Here is a 15425-nt window from a genome sequence, read left to right as displayed (position 1 = left end):
ACGAGTTGGACACCACGTCCGCCCACGCACTCGCCGCGGCTCTGGGCCGGCCCGTCAGCGACCAGGAGGGCCTGACCACCGACGGCACGATCGTCGCGTACTGGTCGCAGCTCGACTACTTCACCGACGAGGACCGGATATGGACCTCGGTGGAGTGGGCCCAGCACCTCGACGAATCGCACCGGGAGCACCCCTTCGCCGCCACCTACCGTGGTGATCCCCGCGTCATCCTCCACGTCAGCGTCCGCCTGCACCCCGAGGACCGGGAGCTCACGCCGGCCGAATGGTCCGAGGTCGGCCACCGGCTCGCCCGCGTCTCAAGAATCGCCCCGCCCGGCGACCCGAATCCGTGCAGGTGGATCGCCCTCCGCGACCTGCCCCACCGCCTCGACCTGGTCGCCAATCTGGTCCGGGAGGACGGCGTCCGGGCGCCCGTGCCCAGGCAACTCCCCCACGCCCTGGCCGCGGAATGCCGGCGCATCGAAGCCGACCTCCGCCTTCTCTCCCCGCCAGACCACCACGCCGCCCCCTTCAAGGCGAACATGCTGGCGGCGGCACGGCCCACCGTCGAAATTCCCGGCACCAACTTCGTGGCGGACTTGTCCAACGGCGCGCACCAGCATTTCGCCGCCGCCCGCCGTCTCGTGGAGAAGGCCGCGCACCAGCTGGGTAGTGCGCCGTCGGGCTGGCCGGAGCTCGCGCACCAGCTGGAGTGGATCGCCCGCCGATCCCACGCCCTTGAATCCGACCTCGCCGAGATCGTCCCCGGGCACCCTGGCACCCCGGCCGGAGTCGCCACCACAGGTGCCTCCGCCGGGCTCCCGTCCCGGGCCACCCGGAGGCGCTGACCGGCCGCCTCTACCGCAGAAAGCATTCTCTTCTTGGCCCTCGCCCACCGTGTACTGACCGTCCGACGCGATCCGGGCTCCGGGGAAGTCCTCGCCCGTGGGGGCGACCCGGAAGCCCACAGCCTCCTGGAACGCACCGGATTCGTCCCAGTCGTCCGCCGCCACGAGACGTACCACCGTCTTCCTACCGGCCTTGACCAGGAAGAGGAGATCCGCCTGGCCACCCGCGCCGTAGCCCGCCTCCAAGCCGTCGGCTACGACCTGACCGCGGACCCCGCCTTTGCCACCGAGCAACACGAACCGCACTACCTCTCTCTCGGCGCCCAGGTCGCACACCTCGCGACCCGGATCCGGGAAGCGGAGACCACCGAGGAAGTCAGCGACGCCCTGACGGAGCTGACCGCCACCCACGACGGTGTCCTCCCGGCCCTCGCCGAAGTCCTCGCCGCCACGGCCGACTTCCTGCAGGACCTCGGGGAGCCCATCGACCCGCACACCGCCGCGCGGCTGCACTACCTGGTCGACGAACGGCTCCGCGTCATCACCTCTGACCTGCGGCACGTCCGCAACGGGCTCGCCGACCGGCAGGCCGTACACCCCCACCGCGCGCCGTGCCCCCAGGAAGTCGCCAGCGACGAACGGGAGAAGTCGGCCTCGTGCCCCTGCCCCGTGCCCGCCCGCATCCCCACCACGCCCGTCACACCGGCTGCTGCTCTGCCCGCCCCGGCCGGCCGCCGCCGCTGACCGCCCCGAGACCCGCCCGAGGAACCATGCCCTACGACCGCGACCCCGACGAGCTCGGCTCCTTCGCCGCCATCCTCACCCAGAACCTGCCCGGCACCTGGACCCATGAGCTGCGCCAGCACACCGCCCACGACGAGCGCCACAGCGCCACCGCCGACGTCTGGGACCTGAACCACGTCGCCGAAGCTCTCGCCCAGCACCCGGTGAAGCACGACGTCATCCTGACCCGCGACGATGGCCGGCGGCTCTTCCTCCTTGACCATCCCCGCTACGAGGACGAGTTCCTCATAGCCGCCATGGCACCCGTCGACACCCCCGCGGAAGCATTCCGCGGGGTGCGGGAGCCGGACGGCATCGCGATACCCGCCGACCCCGAGCAGGCCACCGACGCCATCGTCACCAACCTCCTGCCCCGATACGAGGCCGCGCTGGCCCAGGTCCAGGACAACGCCCTGCGCCTGAACCGCGCCCACTCCCAGCCCGACACCCTGGTGATGAGCTGGACGGAATCCGGCGACCTCACCGCCACCACCGACCGGGCGGACGTGGCCGGCGTCCTGACAGCCCACGGGTTCGTCCACGACCCCGGCCAGCAGGCGTACGTCGCCTCCGGCGACGACACGGCTCACCAGGCACAGTGCGTACGGGCGGCCGGCGCCGCGCTCGGCGCCCTGAACATCGGTGTGACCCTGCGCAGCGCGCCCCACCGGGGCACTCCGGCAACGACGCCGCTGCCCGCACCGCGCCCGGCCACGGCGAACACCGTGCGATCCCGGTGAAGGACGGCGCAGAGCCCGACTTCCTCATCCTCGATTACGTCACGATCACCCGCGACCCACGCACCCAGCTGGTGGTGACCAGCAGATGCACACCAGAAGCCGCGGGCATCCTGGAGACCGTCGGACGCTTCCGCGACGGCGGCGTCCACTACCTGCGCCAGCCGCACGACCTGCCCGTCGAACAGCAGCGCCACTACGCGACCGCCGCGGCCCAGGCTCTCCTGCTCTCAGGGTTCAGCGTCTTCCTGGATCCCTCCCTGAACACGCTCGCCACCCCTGACGGCGACCGGGCAGCGGCCCACCGCTACCTGGACCAGCTCGCCGAGCGGGCCAGCAGGGCCACCGACGACAAGCAGGTCGCCGAGATCCTCGCCGAAGTGGCCGCACCCACCGAGGGCCTGCTGTCCCACCTGGTGCAGACCCTGATCACGACCTGGGCCACCTGGAGCCAGCGCACTGAGGGCGCACTGTCCAAGGAGGACCTCGCGATGCGGCTGATGGACACCACCAGCGGGCTCTCGCGACACGGCGGCGAGATCCGGCACATCCGCAATCAGGCCGCCGCCGCCAAGCCGGTCTCCCCGCAACCGCCTGCACCTCCAGGTCCAGCGGCGTCGCCGCCCACCCGGGGACGCTGAACCCGCCGCACTCCGCCTCCGAAACGGTCCATGCCTCCACGACACCATCGAACCGATCTCGCGGCCTTCGCAGAAGGCCTCGCCGCCCGCCTGCCCGAGACCTGGACCAGCACTTACACCCGCCACGCCGCCTACCACGACCAGATCGCCACCACCTCGACGGTGTGGGACATGGGAGCCGTCGGCTACGCCACCTCCAACTTCGTCCTCGGCCACCAGGCCGTGCTCGCCCGAGCCGACGGAGCACGCCTGCTGCTCTTCGATCGCCCCCGGTACCGGCACCAGTTCATGATCGGCGCACTGGAACCGGACGCCCATCACGACGCCTTCCACCAGGTCGCCGAACCCAACGGCATCACCGTCCCCTCCGACCCCGCCCGCGCCGCCGCCCAGGTCACCCGCAGGCTGCTGCCCCGCTACGAGGATGCGCTGCGCCAGGTCCGGCACAACACCGCCCATCCCGCACCCCGCCGGCCCGAACCTGCCCTGATCACCGGGGCGGTGAGCATGGTCTGGCACCCGGACGGGGCCGTCGGCGCCGTCACCGGAGTGCGTGAGGCAACCGTGGTCCTGTACGGCGCCGGATTCCAGTACCACCCCTACCACCGGCAGTTCCTCCTTCCGGCGTCGTACGGCGACCGCGAGCAGATCGCCCGCGTCCAGGCCGTCTCCCAGCGACTGGCCCGTATCGGCGTCGGCGTCACCATGCGCCCGGCCCGGCTGGCTTCCGCGCCCACCGCGCTGCCCGCTCGCCCGCCCTGCCCGGCGGTCGCATCTGCGACCCGCTGATCCACCCACCACCGCGAGGAGATCCCCCGTGGGAAATCTGGCCGACGAAACCGGCAAAGACGTCGAGATCTACCGACAGGCCCGCACTCCCGGCAGCATCCACATCGTCAGCCGCAGCAACGCACCGGAAGAACTCCTTGCCATCCTCGACAGTGCCGGCCTGGAGCGCCGCACCGATGAGACCACAGGCCCCGTCTACGTCTGGCACGAAACCCCCGACGGCCTGAGCGAGAAGGCCCAGAAGCAGCTCGTCACCCGTGCGGCGCTCCCGCTGCTCATCGCCAACTACGACGTCAACATCGACCCGGGCCTGTACGACGTGACCGCCTGGGCACAGACAATGGCCGCGCACCGCGCCCAGCAGGCCAAGGCCACGGGCGGCCAGGCTCCCGCTGCGACTCCGCCGGCATCGCCCGGATCCCCTTCGCGGTCTCGCTGACCACTTCCCTCACGCCGCCCCGGCCCGCCTCATCCGGGCCGGGGTGCCTGCCGCACCACACGGAGCACCTGCCCCCTATACCCATCTGACTCTTCCCGTCTCCACGGCGGCGAAGGCGAGGGCCGCGCCGAGGACGAGCCGGTGCGAGGGCCTGCCGCTGCGGCCGGCGGTCACGAAGGCCGCGGCCAGCGAGCCGGCGGCCCGCGCGGTGGTCAGCATCCCGAGGAAAGGACCACGTCATGAGCGAGAAGGCCCGCAGGCTCTTCGACGCACTCGACCTGAACAGCGACGGCGTCCTGACCCGTGTCGAGGTGATCTCGGCGCTGCGGACCAAGGGCCCCACCCTCGCCGCCGAAGGCGTCCTGCCGTTCTGGGGCGTGGGCGACGTCGACGCCTCCTCGGCCCTCTTCGACCAGGCCAACCGGGACGGCGACGACGTGCTCACCTTCGAGGAGTTCGAGCGCGAGGCCGACCGCCGGTTCGGCTGGTAGCCGGCCTCGCCCCGGGCGGGTCCGGTCCCGGCAGGTCCGGTCCGGTCAGGCGGGGCGGATCCCGTCGCAGGCGATCCGCAGGTGCCGGGGCCCGCGCAGGACCGCGTTCTGCCGGTAGGGCGGCGGATCCTCCAGGAGGCGCGGGTTCTCCAGCCGCCGGGCCAGCTCGCTCAGCGCGAGCTGTGCCTCCAGCCTGGCCAGCGGAGCGCCGAAGCAGCTGTGGATGCCGCTGCCCAGGCCCAGGTGCTGGATGTCCTTGCGGTGCGGGTCGAAGCGGTCCGGGTCCTTGAAGCGGCCGGGGTCCCGATTGCCCGAGGCCAGGATCAGCCACATCGAGGACCCCTTGGGGATGGTGGTCCCGCGGACCTCGATGTCCACGAGCGGGGTGCGCTGCGGCAGCAGCTGCACCGGCGGCTCGAACCGCAGCAGCTCCTCCACCAGGGGCACGGCCAGCCGGGAGTCCTGCCGCAACTGCGCCAGCACGTCCGGGTTGCGCAGCAGCGTCAGCATCCCGTTGGTGATCAGGTTGACCGTGGTCTCGTGGCCGGCGATCAGCAGCAGGGCCGCCGTGCTGAGCAGCTCCATCGTGGACATGGAGTCGTCCGGCCCGTGCCCCACGGCCAGCTGGGAGAGCATGTCGTCGCCCGGCTTCTTGCGCCGCTCCTCGATCAGCCCGGCCAGGTACATGCCCAGCTCCATCCGGGAGTCGTGGGTGCTGCGCTGCCGTTCGGCGGGATCGGAGTCCGGATCGGGGTCCAGGCTGGCCGCCAGCGTGTCGGCCCAGACGTGGAAGCGGGCCTCGTCCTCGCGCGGAACGCCCAGCAGCTGGCAGATCATCGTCACCGGGAACGGGTAGGCGAACTGGTCGACCAGGTCGATCCCCTCGGTGTCGCCGAGGTTGTCGATGAGCCCGGTGACGATGTCCCGCAGCCCGTCCCGCATCCCGTCGACGCGGCGCGGGGAGTGCGGCGGGCCGAAGGGCCGGTTGGTCATCCGGCGCAGCCGGTCGTGCTCCGGGGGGTCCAGCTTCAGGAAGCTCGGCGGCAGCGCCGTCGCCTCCTCCCCGCCGTCCTCGGCCAGCGGGTCCCCGGCCGTCGCGGCCAGGTTGCGGGAGTCGGAGCTCAGCCGCGGGTCGTGCAGCAGGCTCTGGATGTCGTAGTAGGTGCTGATGACGTACGGCCCGGTCCCGTCGTGGAAGACGGGCGTCTTGCGCAGTTCCTCGTACAGCGGGTACGGGTTCGCGCGGTTGGCGTAGTCCAGGATCTGGCTCAGGATGCCGTGGCTCATTGCGGGTCCTCCGGGGGCGTGCGGGTCAGTGCCCGGCGGGGGTGAAGGTGATCCGGCGGTCGGCCGGCGAGTACCCGCTGAGGGTGATGGTCGGCCCGTGCGTGGGGACGGACGGGTCGGGGAAGTCCGCGGGGATCGGCCGCTGCCCGTCGGAGCGCCGGTCGACCGTGGTGAACGGGGGAGGGAAGGGCGCGGTGGCCTCGATCTGCTGCTCGTAGAACTGCAGCCACCGCGAGTTGTCGAAGGTGACCGCGCCGATGACCCGGCCCTGGTAGCCGTAGACCCCGGTGAAGCGGCGCTCGGCCCGCGAACCCTGGGTGATCATGATCTCCGTGCCCATGGAGGGCACGCCGACGGACTTGATGTTCACCCCGAACTGGGAGGACCAGAACGCCGGCACCCACAGGTGCGGCCGGCGGTCGGTGCTCTCGCTGAGCATGTTGTGCGCGGCGGTGTCGGCCTGCGCCACGGCGTTGCCCCAGTGCTCCAGCGACAGGAACTGGTAGCCGAACAGTGCGTGCGGGGAACGGGCCACGTCGCCCGCCACGTAGACGTCGTCGGTGACGATGCCGCGGATGTCGAAGGCCCGGCAGCCGGCGTCGCAGGCGATGCCGCGCGGGCCCGCCCCGAGGCCGGAGCCCGTCAGCCACTCGGTGTTGCGCTGGGCTCCGAGCGAGGCGACGACCACGTCGCACTCCAGCGTGGTGCCGTCGGACAGGTGCGCGGCGCGGACCCGTCCCGTGGCGTCGCCCTCCAGGCCGGTGACCATGATCCCGGTCCGCAGGTCGACGCCGTTCTCCCGGTGGAGTTCGGCGGCGACGGCGCCGATGACCCCGCCCAGGGCGCCCACCAGCGGGGCGTCACCGCGCTCGGCGACGGTCACCTCCAGCCCGCGTTCGCGGCAGGCGGAGGCGATCTCGGAGCCGGTGAATCCGGCGCCGATGACCAGGACCCGGCGCGGTCCGGCGTTCAGGCTCCGGGCCAGCGCGGCGCCGTCCTCGCGGGTGCGCAGCGTGAAGACCCCGTCGAGCTCGCGCTCGGCCTCGTTGGGCCAGGCCCGGGCCCGCACACCGGTGGCGATCAGCAGGCGGTCGTAGGGCACCTCCTCGCCATCGGCGAGGAGGACCTTGCGGGCCGCCATGTCGAGCCCGCTCGCCGCCACGCCCAGACGCCATTCGGCGTCGATGGCGCGGCGTCGGGGCAGCGCGGTGTGCTCCGCGTCGCCCTTGCCGAGCAGGACCTGCTTGGACAGCGGCGGGCGGTCGTACGGTTCGTACGGTTCGTCGCCGATCAGGGTCAGGGAACCGGCGAAGCCCTTCTCCCGCATGGTCTCCGCGGCGCGCAGTCCGGCCAGCGAGGCACCGACGACCACGATCTTGCCGGAGCGCTTGAGCTGCTCCAGGGCGGTGTCAGCCATCGGAGGCCCCCTTGGCGTCCCCGGCCCCGGCCGTGGCGGCTGCCCCGGCCGGGGTGGCGGCCAGGTCCAGCTCGTCCACGAGGATCGCCTGTACGGGGCAGGCGGCGACGGCCTGGGCCACCCGCTCGCGCTGGGCCTCCTCGGCCTGCGGATCGTAGAGCAGTCCCTCGTCCCCGTGCATCGCGAAGACGTCGGGGGCGAGGAACGCGCACTGCGCGTATCCCTGGCACCGGTTGAGATCGACGACGAGCCTCAGCAAGGTGTGTCCTTTCGGTGCCCCCCTCGGCTACCCGGACCAGCGTGTGCCGCCGGGCCGGGCGGGGCCCCTCCGGCGCCGCCGTTGGAGTGACGCCGACGCCCGGGTGCGGACCGGCGCGCGCCCGCGTCTGCCGCGGGCGGCGGCGGGCGGCGGCGGCGGGCGTCAGGAGGTACGGGGGCCGGCCCGGCCCGACCGCAGGATGTACAGGCTCACCAGCGCGGACCAGGCCGGGAAGACCAGCTCGGACCACGGCAGCGAGGAGCCGGCCAGGAGCAGCACGAGGCCCGCCAGGTACCCGGCCAGGGCCAGGGGGCGCGGGAAGACCCCGAGCCGCCGGCCGATCGTCGAGGTCGCGAAGATGAAGACGGCGGCCATCCGCATCGCGTACGTGGTGAGCAGCGTGTACGCGAAGTGGCGGCCGAACTCCTGCGGCTGGTCGGAGGCCAGGACCGTTCCGGCGGCCCCGGCGGCGCCGAACAGGCAGGCGACGAAGACCAGGCCGCTGCCCAGGAAGACGGTCGAGACGAACCGGTCCTCGGCGTCGCCGGCGTGTTCGCGCAGCGCGCCCATGAACCAGAGGAAGGCGATCCCGGCGAACGGGACGAGTTCGAGGGCCGTGGTCACCGCGTCCCGCTGGCCCGAGGTGACCTCGACCCGGTCGGCGCCGCCGCCCTCCGGCAGGGCGATCCGGGAGAGCACGATCGCCGCCGCCAGCAGGACGGCGAAGACGATGCCCGCGAGCCCGGCCGCCCGGGGGGTGGAGAGGCTCTTCTCCGAGGGGGTCCCCGGTGTGCTTCGTGTCATGCGACCAGCAAGCCGGGGCGGGGGCCGGTGTGCCAGCGGGGCCGCGCGCTCGGGTGACGCGGGTCCCCGGCCCGGTGCGGTCCGGCACGGTCCGGCGGTCCGGCGGTCCGGCACGGCCGGTGAGGGCTCAGGCCGTGCCGTCGGTCCCGTCCGTGCCGTCCGTGCCGTCCAGCTGGTCGATGTGCCACAGGGGCAGGCTCCGGAAGAGGCCCACCGCCTCCGCCCGCCAGTACGGGGCCCAGGACGCGGCCTCGGCGGAGGCGGCCTCCGCGTACCGCCGGATCTCGGCGCGCAGCAGCCGGTCCGCTCCGCCGTCGCGGGCGATCCGCTGGATCCGGGCGATGGTGGCGTCCGGGCAGGCGGGGTCGCCGAGGGCCGCTTCCACCAGGGCCGCGTCGGTCCCGCCCGCGCAGGCCAGGACCGCGCCCACGGCGTACGTGCGCCGTCCGGCGCGGATGTCGGCCCCGGTCGACTTGCCGACCCGGTCGGCCTTGTGGAACAGGTCCAGGTAGTCGTCGCGCATCTGCTCGCCGATCCCCACCAGGCGGGCGTACCGGTGCAGCCGGTCGCGGTGCGGCGCGGGGTCCTCGCCCGCGGCCAGCAGCCCCATGGTCAACGGGGCCAGGACGGAGTACCGCGCGCTCTTGAAGTCGGTTACGGCGTGCAGGAACTCCTCACCGGGATCCGCGAGGGTGTCCCGCTCCAGGTCCGCGATCTGCCCGAGCACGGTCTCGGCCGCCGTCCGGGTCTGGACGGCCAGCAAGGCGTGGCGCAGCTCCGCCGGAACGTCGGCCTCCAGCAGTACCTGCATCGACAGGAACGCGGCGAGGTCGCCCGCGAGCACGGCGAGGCCGAGGGCGGCGGGGAGGTCGCCGGGCAGCTCCCGGCGGTAGGCGTAGTACGTCGAGGCCCCGCCGCGCCGCAGCGGGGCGTCGTCGATGATGTCGTCGTGGACGAGCCCGTGCGTCTGCAGCAGCTCGAGGCTCAGGGCCGCCTCCGCCAGGCCCGGCGGTTCGTCGGTGGTCACCAGCCGGGCCGCCTCGTGCAGCACGACCACCCGCAGGCGCTTCCCGCCGCGCGTCGACAGCTCGCGCAGCAGCTCCAGGCAGCGCGGGGCGAAGCGGCTGGGCAGCGGGAGGTCGATGCGCTCCCCGAGGGTGTCGAAGTACTGCTCGAAGCGGGCGTCGAACCGGCTGACGTGTCCGGATATCCGTTCCAGGGCGTGGGCGAGGGCGGTGGCCGTGGCCGTGTCGTTCATGAAGATCAGTATCGGCCCCCGCCCGCCCGCGGATCCCGGCCCGTACCGCGTGACGGGACCGGCCGACGCGGCACGATGTAAGAAATCATTGACACGGGGTATGGATCCTTTTACATTCGTCATGTCAAAGTTGTTTTACATGGGAGTGGCTGTGGCTTTCGAAGAGAAGCGCGCGTGGGTCATGGGGGTGGTCGCGGTCGCCGGGTACGCGGTCTACCTGGCCCTCGTGCTGGGCCGGGCCGGTGACGGCGTCCCCCTCACGGAGGTCCCGTACATCGCGCCGCTGCTCTGGACGGTCGGCGGAGCCATCGCGGCCTCGATCCTCCTGCACGTGGCGGTCGCCGCCGCCTCGCCCGGCGAAGCCGACGTCAAGGACCAGCGGGACAAGGAGATCGGCCGCCTCGGCGAGCACGCCGGGCAGTCCTTCCTCGTCATCGGCGCCGTGGCCGCGCTGATCCTGTCGATGGCGGGGGCGGACCGCTTCTGGATCTCCAACGTGATCTACCTGGGCTTCGTCCTCTCGGCGGTGCTCGGCTCCGTCGTGAAGCTCGCCGCCTACCGCTGGGGGTTCCAGTCGTGGTGAAGCCGACCGGCATCACGAACCGGATCAGGATCTTGCGCTTCGAGCGCGCGGAGATGACCCAGGCGGAGCTGGCGGAGCGCATCGGCGTGACCCGCCAGACCGTCATCGCCATCGAGAAGGGCCGCTACTCGCCCTCGCTCGAGACGGCGTTCAGGATCGCCCGCGTCTTCGCCGTGCCGCTCGAGCAGGTATTCCAGTACACCGACGAGGAAGGGACGGCGCCGTGAAGGCGATCGTGCAGGACACATACGGATCCAGCGACGTACTGGAGCTGAGGGACGTCGAGACGCCGAAGCCGGGCCCCGGGGAGGTGCTCATAGCCGTCCGGGCCGCCGGAGTGGACGCCGGGGTCTGGCACCTGATGAGCGGCCGGCCCTACCTGCTCAGGCTCATGGGGTACGGACTGCGCGCGCCCAAGGTCGCCGTACGCGGCCGGGAGGTCTCCGGCCGGGTCGAAGCGGTCGGCGGGGGAGTGAGCGCATTCAAGCCGGGGGACGAGGTGTTCGGCATCTGCGAGGGCTCCTTCGCGGAGTACGTGTGCGCCCGGCAGGACAAGCTCGCGCACAAGCCCGCCGGGCTCCCCCTGGAGGAGGCGGCCGCGCTCCCCCTCTCCGGCCTGACCGCCCTCCAGGCCCTGCGCGACGTGGGCCGCGTGCGGCCCGGGCAGCGGGTCCTGGTCATCGGCGCCGCGGGCGGGGTCGGCACCTTCGCGGTGCAACTCGCCAAGGCGTACGGCGCGCACGTCACGGGGGTGTGCAGCACCGCGAAGACGGAGCTGGTGCGCTCGCTCGGCGCGGACGAGGCCATCGACTACACGCGCGAGGATTTCGCCGACGGAGTGCGCCAATACGACCTCATCCTCGACACCGCCGGCAACCGCGGCCTGTCCCACCTCAGGCGCGCCCTGATGCCGCGCGGAAGGCTCGTCATCGTCGGCGGCGAGGGCGGCGGCCGCTGGCTCGGCGGCATCGACCGGGTGCTGCGGGCCGCGCTGCTCAACCCCTTCGTGCGCCACACGCTGGGCGGCATCTTCGCCGCCGAACGCCAGAGCGACCTCGAGGTCCTGCGGCGGCACGTCGAGGACGGCACGCTGTCCCCGGCCGTCCAGCGCACCTTCCCGCTCGCGCAGGCCCCCGAGGCCGTCGAACGGCTCCACCGGGGCGAGGCGCGCGGAAAGATGCTGATCATCCCCTAGTGCTAGCCGTGGTCCTCCGCCCGGGGGCCCCTCCCAGCGGTAGCCGGGGGAGATGCACCGCACCGGACACCGCGACCCGGCAAACCTTCCCGGTCACAGCACTAGGCGTTGACGGCAGGGACCCAGGTCGGCTGCCGCGCCGCGCCCACCCCTCGAAACGGACCGGCGAATCCGTGGTCCCGTGCCTACGATGCGCATCGGATGACCTCCCGTGGGGGGCTGGTGGCGGGGCACGAGAGGGATCGTCACCGTGGAGGACGCGAGGGGTGGGTGCGGCCCGGCCGGTCGACGCACCGAAGTCGCGCACCCTGCCGGCCGTGCTCCTGTTACGGGCCAACGCCTTGGTGTCCTGGGACACGGTGAAGGCGGCGATGTGGGGCGAGTCGGTTCCGGCCACGGCGCACGCCTCGCTCCACAACCACGTCGCCCGCCCGGTTGGAGGCGCTCGTCGACGCCCACCTGCTGGAGTCCCCGGAGCCGGGCCGCTACCAGTTCCACTGCCTGGTCCGGGCGCTCGCCCGGAGCTCGCGGAGGAGGCGGACACGCCGGACGAGCGTGCGCGGGCGGTCGCCCGCCTCGTCGAGTGGTGCCTGCGCGGGACCGACGCGGCCACCGTGCGGCTCGCGCCGGCCGCGCGCCGGGTCCCGCTCGACCCCGCGCCGCCACCCGTCGCCCTGGGAGAGCGCGCTCCCGACGTTCGAGCGGGCCGGGGACTCGGGCCGGGCGCGGGAGGTGCGGGAGGTGCGGGAACGCCTGGGGCGGCTGGCGGAGGCGTGCTGAGGCGTCCTTCGGCCACGAGGAACGCCTCGGAGGAGCTCGCGGGCAGCGTCAGCTGTGTATAGGCGGCAGGTTTCGGACAGTGGGGTGACGCGGACCATTGTGGCCCGAGGCACCGACAACGCCGACTCCGACCCAGGAGTGGGCCGGGAACTTCTCCAGCTCCCGACACGCTTGCATACAGTGGCAGGTCTGACAGGAATCTCTGCATCGCGATCGAAGGGACCACATGCCCATGGGTCACACGGCCACAGCCCAGGCCGGCTCCGGCGGCCTCACAGCGACCGAGCACCGGCTGGCCAACGGCCTGCGCGTGGTGCTGTCCGAGGACCACCTGACCCCGGTCGCCGCGGTCTGCCTCTGGTACGACGTCGGCTCGCGCCACGAAGTCAAGGGACGCACCGGCCTGGCTCACCTCTTCGAGCACCTGATGTTCCAGGGCTCGCAGAACGTCTCCGGCAACGGGCACTTCGAGCTGGTCCAGGGGGCCGGCGGCTCCCTCAACGGCACCACCAGCTTCGAGCGCACCAACTACTTCGAGACGATGCCGACCCACCAGCTGGAGCTCGCGCTGTGGCTGGAGGCGGACCGGATGGGCTCGCTGTTGGCCGCCCTGGACGACGAGTCCATGGAGAACCAGCGCGACGTCGTCAAGAACGAGCGCCGCCAGCGCTACGACAACGTCCCGTACGGTACGGCCTTCGAGAAGCTGACCGCCCTCGCGTACCCGGACGGCCACCCGTACCACCACACCCCGATCGGCTCCATGGCCGACCTGGACGCCGCGTCCCTGGAGGACGCGCGCGCCTTCTTCCGTACGTACTACGCGCCCAACAACGCGGTGCTGTCGGTCGTCGGCGACATCGACCCCGAGAAGACGCTCGCCTGGGTCGAGAAGTACTTCGGCACCATCCCCGGCCACGACGGCAAGCAGCCGCCGCGCGACGGCTCGCTCCCCGAGACCATGGGCGAGCAGCTGCGCGAGGAGATCGTCGAGGAGGTTCCGGCCCGCGCGCTGATGGCGGCCTACCGGCTCCCGCACGACGGCACCCGCGAATGCGACGCCGCCGACGTGGCGCTGACCGTGCTGGGCAGCGGGGAGTCCTCCCGCCTGCACAACCGCCTGGTACGCCGCGACCAGACCGCCGTCGCGGCCGGCTTCGGCATGCTGCGGCTGGCCGGCGCGCCGTCGCTGGGCTGGCTGGACGTCAAGACCTCCAGCGGGGTCGAGGTGCCCGCCATCGAGGCCGCCGTCGACGAGGAGCTCGCGCGGTTCGCCGCCGAGGGCCCGACGGCCGAGGAGATGGAGCGCGCCCAGGCCCAGCTGGAGCGCGAATGGCTGGACCGGCTGAGCACGGTGTCCGGCCGCGCCGACGAACTGTGCCGCTTCGCGGTGCTGTTCGGCGACCCGCAGCTGGCGCTGACCGCCGTCCAGCGCGTCCTCGACGTCACCGCCGAGGAGGTGCAGGCCGTGGCCGCGGCCCGACTGCGCCCGGACAACCGCGCGGTGCTCGTGTACGAGCCGCTCGAAGCCAACGCAGCCGACGACACGGAAGAAACCCACGCGAGCGACGAGAACGAGGGGGCGGAGCAGTGAGCGACACCGCAGCCGTCACGATGACCTTCCACCCGCGCCCCGAGGCCGGCGAGCCGCAGCCGTGGGCCTTCCCGGCCCCCGAGCGCGGGGTACTGGCCAACGGCCTGACCCTGCTGCGCTGCCACCGCCCCGGCCAGCAGGTGGTGGCGGTCGAGATCAACCTCGCCGCCCCGCTGGACGCGGAGCCCGAGGGCCTCGACGGCGTGGCCACCATCATGACCCGCGCCCTGTCCGAAGGCACCGACAAGCACTCCGCCGAGGAGTTCGCGGCCGAGCTGGAGCGCTGCGGAGCCACCCTCGACGCGCACGCCGACCACCCGGGCCTGCGGGTCTCCCTGGAGGTCCCGGCCTCCCGGCTGCACAAGGCGCTGGGCCTGCTCGCCGAAGCGCTGCGCGCGCCCGCCTTCGCGGACGACGAGGTCGACCGCCTGGTGCGCAACCGGCTCGACGAGATCCCGCACGAGAGCGCCAACCCGCAGCGCCGTGCCGCCAAGCAGCTCTCGAAGGAGCTGTTCCCGGCCTCGCTGCGGATGTCCCGCCCGCGCCAGGGCACCGAGGAGACGGTCGCCCGCATCGACTCCGCGGCCGTACGCGCCTTCTTCGAGGCCCACGTGCGCCCCGCGACCGCCACCGCGGTGGTCGTCGGCGACCTGACCGGCATCGACCTGGACGCCGTCCTGGCCGACACCCTGGGCAACTGGACCGGCGACACCGCCGAGCCGCGCCCGGTCCCGCCGATCACCGCCGACGACACCGGCCGCGTGGTCATCGTGGACCGGCCCGGCGCCGTCCAGACGCAGCTGCTGATCGGGCGCATCGGTCCGGACCGCCACGACCGGGTCTGGGCGCCCCAGGTGCTCGGCACGTACTGCCTGGGCGGCACCCTGACCTCCCGCCTGGACAAGGTGCTGCGCGAGGAGAAGGGGTACACCTACGGCGTGCGCGCCTTCGGACAGGTGCTGCGCTCCACCGCCGACGGCAAGGGCGCCTCGATGCTCGCCATCAGCGGCTCGGTGGACACCCCGAACACCGGCCCGGCGCTGGACGACCTGTGGAAGGTGCTGCGGACCCTCGCGGAGGGCGGTCTGACCGACGCCGAACGGGATGTGGCGGTGCAGAACTTGGTGGGCGTGGCCCCGCTGAAGTTCGAGACGGCCGCCTCTGTCGCGGGCACGCTCGCCGACCAGGTCGAGCAGGAGCTCCCGGACGACTACCAGGCGCAGTTGTACGCGCGGCTCGCCGAGACCGGGACGGTGGAGGCCACTTCGGCGGTCGTCAGCGCCTTCCCGGTGAACCGGCTGGTCACGGTCCTGGTGGGCGACGCCTCGCAGATCGAGGAGCCCGTACGGGCCCTGGGGATCGGTGAGGTGACGGTCGTTTCCAACTGACGGGCGATCCAGGGGACTCCGGCGGCTTGTCCGCCGGAGTCCCTTTTGCCTGTTTAGTCGCGTGGTTGCTTGTATGTGGTGTGGCGTACGCAACAAAAAGGCGCGTCTGTTTGGCGATTGACTGATGATCCG

Annotated in this window: 18 protein-coding genes; 12 read left to right on the top strand and 6 right to left on the bottom strand. The window is 72.6% G+C overall.

Going from position 1 to position 15425, the window contains the following annotated elements; translation table 11 throughout:
• The first annotated feature begins 5 nt into the window (after window positions 1–5).
• The 6 genes from DRB89_RS35705 to DRB89_RS35680 are packed head-to-tail and all read left to right on the top strand — an operon-like array spanning window position 6 to window position 4237.
• Window positions 6–848, top strand: coding sequence for a relaxase/mobilization nuclease (locus DRB89_RS35705; RefSeq protein WP_112449962.1), 843 nt, complete (start codon window positions 6–8; stop codon window positions 846–848).
• A 33-nt stretch (window positions 849–881) separates the two neighbouring features.
• Window positions 882–1592 carry a hypothetical protein gene (locus DRB89_RS35700; protein ID WP_112449961.1) on the top strand — a complete coding sequence of 237 codons (711 nt, stop codon included), beginning with the start codon at window positions 882–884 and terminating at the stop codon, window positions 1590–1592.
• A 26-nt stretch (window positions 1593–1618) separates the two neighbouring features.
• A complete protein-coding gene (locus DRB89_RS35695; protein WP_112449960.1) occupies window positions 1619–2371 on the top strand; it encodes a hypothetical protein in 753 nt (250 codons plus the stop codon).
• Window positions 2368–3009: a hypothetical protein gene (locus DRB89_RS35690; protein WP_112449959.1), complete on the top strand. Its 642-nt coding sequence runs from the start codon at window positions 2368–2370 to the stop codon at window positions 3007–3009. Before DRB89_RS35695 ends, DRB89_RS35690 begins: the two co-directional genes overlap by 4 nt.
• 30 nt (window positions 3010–3039) lie before the next feature.
• Window positions 3040–3798, top strand: a complete 759-nt coding sequence (locus tag DRB89_RS35685; protein ID WP_112449958.1) for a hypothetical protein — start codon at window positions 3040–3042, stop codon at window positions 3796–3798.
• Between the two features lie 28 nt (window positions 3799–3826).
• Window positions 3827–4237: a hypothetical protein gene (locus DRB89_RS35680; RefSeq protein WP_112463586.1), complete on the top strand. Its 411-nt coding sequence runs from the start codon at window positions 3827–3829 to the stop codon at window positions 4235–4237.
• A gap of 75 nt (window positions 4238–4312) precedes the next feature.
• On the opposite strand, the gene DRB89_RS43370 is transcribed toward DRB89_RS35680, so the two are convergent.
• Complete coding sequence (locus DRB89_RS43370; RefSeq protein ID WP_162688856.1) at window positions 4313–4456, bottom strand: hypothetical protein; 144 nt, start codon at window positions 4454–4456, stop codon at window positions 4313–4315.
• A gap of 20 nt (window positions 4457–4476) precedes the next feature.
• On the opposite strand from DRB89_RS43370, the gene DRB89_RS35675 reads away from it, so the two are divergent.
• Complete coding sequence (locus tag DRB89_RS35675; protein WP_112452232.1) at window positions 4477–4728, top strand: EF-hand domain-containing protein; 252 nt, start codon at window positions 4477–4479, stop codon at window positions 4726–4728.
• A gap of 45 nt (window positions 4729–4773) precedes the next feature.
• On the opposite strand, the gene DRB89_RS35670 is transcribed toward DRB89_RS35675, so the two are convergent.
• The 5 genes from DRB89_RS35670 to DRB89_RS35650 all read right to left on the bottom strand — a co-directional run bounded on the left by DRB89_RS35670 (window position 4774) and on the right by DRB89_RS35650 (window position 9753).
• A complete protein-coding gene (locus DRB89_RS35670; RefSeq protein ID WP_112452231.1) occupies window positions 4774–6015 on the bottom strand; it encodes a cytochrome P450 in 1242 nt (413 codons plus the stop codon).
• 25 nt (window positions 6016–6040) lie between these two features.
• Entirely contained in the window at window positions 6041–7432 is a 1392-nt protein-coding gene (locus tag DRB89_RS35665; protein WP_112452230.1) for an FAD-dependent oxidoreductase, read from the bottom strand.
• The gene (locus DRB89_RS35660) at window positions 7425–7688 is read right to left on the bottom strand and encodes a ferredoxin (protein ID WP_112454167.1); all 264 of its coding nucleotides are present in this window, start codon (window positions 7686–7688) and stop codon (window positions 7425–7427) included. Before DRB89_RS35660 ends, DRB89_RS35665 begins: the two co-directional genes overlap by 8 nt.
• 165 nt (window positions 7689–7853) lie before the next feature.
• The gene (locus DRB89_RS35655; protein WP_112452229.1) at window positions 7854–8495 is read right to left on the bottom strand and encodes a hypothetical protein; all 642 of its coding nucleotides are present in this window, start codon (window positions 8493–8495) and stop codon (window positions 7854–7856) included.
• Between the two features lie 127 nt (window positions 8496–8622).
• Window positions 8623–9753, bottom strand: a complete 1131-nt coding sequence (locus DRB89_RS35650; RefSeq protein WP_112452228.1) for a polyprenyl synthetase family protein — start codon at window positions 9751–9753, stop codon at window positions 8623–8625.
• 151 nt (window positions 9754–9904) lie between these two features.
• Here DRB89_RS35650 and DRB89_RS35645 point away from each other — a divergent pair, with 151 nt between their 5' ends.
• From DRB89_RS35645 to DRB89_RS35620, 5 genes are all read left to right on the top strand, one after another.
• Window positions 9905–10336: a hypothetical protein gene (locus DRB89_RS35645; protein WP_112454165.1), complete on the top strand. Its 432-nt coding sequence runs from the start codon at window positions 9905–9907 to the stop codon at window positions 10334–10336.
• Window positions 10330–10563, top strand: coding sequence for a helix-turn-helix transcriptional regulator (locus DRB89_RS35640; protein ID WP_112452227.1), 234 nt, complete (start codon window positions 10330–10332; stop codon window positions 10561–10563). Before DRB89_RS35645 ends, DRB89_RS35640 begins: the two co-directional genes overlap by 7 nt.
• The gene (locus DRB89_RS35635) at window positions 10560–11531 is read left to right on the top strand and encodes an NAD(P)-dependent alcohol dehydrogenase (protein ID WP_112452226.1); all 972 of its coding nucleotides are present in this window, start codon (window positions 10560–10562) and stop codon (window positions 11529–11531) included. The genes DRB89_RS35640 and DRB89_RS35635 overlap by 4 nt, the downstream gene beginning before the upstream one ends.
• Before the next feature lie 1006 nt (window positions 11532–12537).
• On the top strand, window positions 12538–13905 hold the full coding sequence (locus tag DRB89_RS35625) for a pitrilysin family protein (RefSeq protein WP_112452262.1): 1368 nt from the start codon (window positions 12538–12540) through the stop codon (window positions 13903–13905).
• Between the two features lie 20 nt (window positions 13906–13925).
• Entirely contained in the window at window positions 13926–15293 is a 1368-nt protein-coding gene (locus DRB89_RS35620; RefSeq protein WP_112454176.1) for a pitrilysin family protein, read from the top strand.
• Window positions 15294–15425 lie beyond the last annotated feature (132 nt).

This window comes from Streptomyces sp. ICC4 (genome assembly GCF_003287915.1).
Lineage (GTDB): Bacteria > Actinomycetota > Actinomycetes > Streptomycetales > Streptomycetaceae > Streptomyces > Streptomyces tritrimontium.
Note: the sequence above shows the minus strand (reverse complement) of the source record. Positions and strands in the feature narration are given on the sequence as shown.